The organism is Trinickia sp. (assembly GCF_051961175.1).
Taxonomy (GTDB): Bacteria; Pseudomonadota; Gammaproteobacteria; order Burkholderiales; family Burkholderiaceae; genus Trinickia.
Genome location: NZ_JBQCDN010000024.1, coordinates 1 through 3,714, shown reverse-complemented (window position 1 = coordinate 3,714; position 3,714 = coordinate 1). Strand labels below are relative to the sequence as shown.

The 3,714-nt window shown below is 66.9% G+C and carries 3 protein-coding genes and 2 pseudogenes; all 5 read right to left on the bottom strand.

All coding sequences use genetic code 11. From position 1 onward, the window contains the following. Positions 1–269, bottom strand: a pseudogene (fliM, locus tag ACTHL0_RS01530) (flagellar motor switch protein FliM); the annotation flags it as partial. Positions 270–354: 85 nt separating this feature from the next. Further along, the gene (fliL, locus tag ACTHL0_RS01525; RefSeq protein WP_440564814.1) at positions 355–855 is read right to left on the bottom strand and encodes a flagellar basal body-associated protein FliL; all 501 of its coding nucleotides are present in this window, start codon (positions 853–855) and stop codon (positions 355–357) included. 244 nt (positions 856–1,099) lie between these two features. Next, positions 1,100–2,665, bottom strand: a complete 1,566-nt coding sequence (locus ACTHL0_RS01520; protein ID WP_440564813.1) for a flagellar hook-length control protein FliK — start codon at positions 2,663–2,665, stop codon at positions 1,100–1,102. 68 nt (positions 2,666–2,733) lie between these two features. Further along, a complete protein-coding gene (gene fliJ, locus ACTHL0_RS01515; RefSeq protein ID WP_440564812.1) occupies positions 2,734–3,186 on the bottom strand; it encodes a flagellar export protein FliJ in 453 nt (150 codons plus the stop codon). A gap of 13 nt (positions 3,187–3,199) precedes the next feature. Next, positions 3,200–3,714, bottom strand: a pseudogene (locus ACTHL0_RS01510) (flagellum-specific ATP synthase FliI); the annotation flags it as partial.

Sequence of the window (3,714 nt, the reverse complement as noted above, 5' to 3'; positions counted from 1 at the left end):
CTGTACTTCTGCACTTTCACCGGACCGACCGAAATCTCGGCGGTGCGGCGCATGAAATTGAAAATGCCGATGCGCAGCAAGCGTGCGAAACGCTCGTTGATGATTTCGAGGCCGGGCATCCGGCCGCGAACGATCCGCTCTTGCGTCGCGATGTTGTACGGGCGGACGCCCGCCTTCTCGCGGTTCTCGGTGTCGGCATCGGATTCGCCCGTTACGCCCTTGAGGAGTGCATCGACTTCCTCTTGGGACATGAACTCTTCGTGGCCCATCGCTTTGCTCGTCCCTGTCTTGCGGTTGGTGAGAAACGCCTGAAGTGGCAGATTCGGCCCGGCGCGAGGCACCGGGCGCCGCGCACTACTGGACCACGAATTCCGTGAAGAGCACTTCTTCGACGTGAACCGGCGGCTCGCTCGCGTCCGTCGGCTTCTCGATCAGCGTCTTCAGCTCTTGCGCGAGCGTGTGCTTGCCGTCGAGCGTCTGGAGTTCCTCCGGATGCTTGTTCGACAGATCGAGCAGGATGCGGCTGCGGATTTCCGGCATGTGCTGTTGCAGGGCTTCCTGGATCTTCCCGTCGGCCAGCTTCAGCGACAAGCCCACGCGCAGGTAATGCTGGCCGTCATCGGACAGCAGATTGACCGTCATCGGGTCGAGCGCGAAGAACACCGGCGGCGGCGGCGGGGGCGGCGGGACGGGCTTGCCGTTGCCGACGCCGTTCTTGAGCAGGAAGAAGTACATGCCCGCGGCGGCTGCGCCCGCGGCCACCAGTGCGATCAAAACGATCAGCACGATGCGTTTGAGCCTGGCCTTTTTCGGGGGAACGTCGATGGTCTGCTGAGCTGCGGTCGTGGATGCCATGACAATGCTTTGCGTGAATGCGGTAGGGTGAATTGTTGGCTAAACCGGACGCAGGCGATAAGCCGAAAAGAAGGGACATTCGACGCCATCTCATCCGTTTAAGCCGATGGCCGTCGGAGGAGGGGTAAGAAACGGGGCGCCATATCGGCGCCTTGCCGGTGGGGCATGGGGCAAACGCACCCGCGCGGCCCCGTCGGGACCGCGCGCATCCATCGATGCTTGACTACGGCCGCGTACGCCGCCCTCAGGCGAACGTATCGACGATGCCGACGGTGCGGCGCGTGCTCACCGTTGCGGCGGCTGCGACCGTATTGTCGACGCTGCCGCCGCCGGAGCCATTGCCGCTGCGCCGGCCGCTACCGCCGCCCTGATTGCCGGCTTGCTGCTGGTTCGCCTGGCGCGCAAAGCCATCGCTGACGCTCGCGCTGCCGAGACCGAGGCCACCGGCCTCCAGTGCATCGCGCAGCTTCGGCAGCGCCGCTTCGACCGCCTCGCGCACCTGCTGATGCTGCGAGACGAACAGGGCGTGGGCGTGGTTGTCCGCCACTTGAAGAACAACTTGCAGCGGGCCGAGATCGGGCGGATTGAGCGTGAGCTCGGCGCTTTGCTGATGCGCGTTCGTGAGGAAGACGACCTTCTGGCTGAACGCGTCTTCCCAGTCGGGCGTACCGACCTGCGGCGAGAGCGAAGCGGACGCCGCCGCGGCCGCGGCCGCATTCGGCGTGGCGGCAGCCGCCTGAGCGGCTGCACTGGCGATGCTTGCGGCCGAAGCGGCCTGGGTGGCAGCCAGGGCGGCGTTGTTTGCCTGCGCGTTGTCCTTCAGCGTGGCGATCGCCGCCGTCGCATCGCCGCCGCCCGCGAGCGCTTGCGCCGTGGCCACAGCGGCGCTATCGGGCGAGGCCGTGGCGCCGGCCGTCGACTTCGCCGCCTGGCCGGCCGCATTGGCGATGGCCTGGGCATTCGCGTTCTTGCCGTCGCCGGTCAGGGCGCTCAGCGCTTTCGAATTGAGCGGCAGCGTGCCGGACCCGTTGGCGAGGTTGCCCGTGCCCGATGCACCGGTGTTGCCGGGCACCTGTGTGCCCGCGGCGCCGGCTGCGGCGCCCGAGGCCGAAGCCGCGGCGCCTTGCATGCCCATTTGCGCGGCCAGCGCGGCTTCGAGCGCCGCACGCACGGTTTTTGGTTCGGCGATGCCTTTCGTCGATTTGCCGGTGGCGCCGATGGCCGAGCCGGTACCGGACGTGCCGTCGCTGGTGGCGATGGGTGTTCCGCCCGCTGTCGCTGCGTTCGCGGCGGCCTGCGCTTGCTGCGCCGCCGCTTGTGCGGCCGCCTGCGCCTGCGCGGCGGCGTTGCCCGCGGCCGCCGCGGCGCTTTGGCCTTGGCTCGCTTGCTGTTGCGAATCGGCGGTGCCGTCGCTCGATTTCGTGCCCGAGCCGGCTTGCGTCGACCCGGTGCCGTCGTTGCCGGTCGTGCCGGACGTACCCGATGCGTTGTTCGACGCCGAAGCCGAGCCGGTGTCGTTGGCGGCATTGCCGTTCTTGTCGCCGTTGGCGGCGTTGGCCCCGCTCGACGCGGATTGCGATGCGCCGGCGTTTGCCGACGCATTCGAGGCCGAGGTGTTCGAGCCCGACTGGGCCGATTGCGCCGATTGCGCCGATTGGGCAGATTGCGCGGCCTGTTGCTGTGCATTGACGCTGTGTTGAAGCGTCTGCGAGAACGGTGTGGCCGCGGGCGTGTTCGCGCCGGCGCCGGCCGTGCCGGACGAGGCGCCGGGCGTACCCAGCAGCGAGCCTAGGAGAGAAATGGGCGACATCACTATGCCTTTCTATAGGTCGACCGGCGATGCGCGCGGACGCGCGGGCCGGCAGATTCGATTCCGGTTCAGTTCAAGTTATCGTGCCGCATACGCAGCATTTTGGCGGCGTGCTCATCGGCGTCGCGCTGCTCGCGCCGTGCGGCGAGGCGTGCCTCGGCCGCATCGCCGCGGGCTTGCAAGACTTCGTACGAGCCCAGCTTTTGTTTCTGACGCTGCCACTCGGGCTTGGCCGCTTCGACGCGCGAAGTGGCCGCCGTGAGCAGGCGTCGCTGTTGTTCGATCGCCGCGTCGAGCGTATCGATAAACGCCTGGAAATTGCGCCAGTTGCCGGCGGGCATGCCGGTCTGGGCCGAAGCCGAGAAGTTCGCGTGGTACTCGTCGCGATAGCGAATCAGCGCCTCCAACTGCGCCTGCACGTCCGCGCGCTCGCGTTGCACGCGGCCGAGCTGCTTGGCCGCCGCGTCCACATCGTTTTGCGCCAGATCGATCAGCGTCTTGATTGGAAAGTGCTTTCCCATCGCCTAGTACTCCTCATTGAAACAACGCATCGAGCATATTGAGGCTGGAATCGAACGGTGCACATTCGCGAAAGCCCTGCTGCAGGAATGTTTCGATGCGGGGATACAGCGCGATCGCCCGGTCGAGCAGCGCGTCGCGTCCGCTCGAATAGGCCCCCACGTTGATCAAATCGCGATTGCGCTGATAACGAGACAGCATCTGCTTGAAGAGCCGCACACGCTCCAGATGGTGCTCGTCGATGAGCGCCGTCATCGCCCGGCTGATCGAGGCTTCGATGTCGATCGCCGGATAGTGGCCGGCTTCGGCGAGCGCGCGCGACAGCACGATATGGCCGTCGAGAATCGCGCGCGCCGAGTCGGCGATCGGGTCTTGCTGATCGTCGCCCTCGGTCAGCACGGTATAGAACGCCGTGATCGAGCCCCCGCCGGCCGGGCCGTTGCCCGTGCGTTCGACGAGCGCCGGCAGCTTGGCGAAGACGGAAGGCGGATAGCCTTTCGTCGCCGGCGGCTCGCCGATCGCGAGCGCGA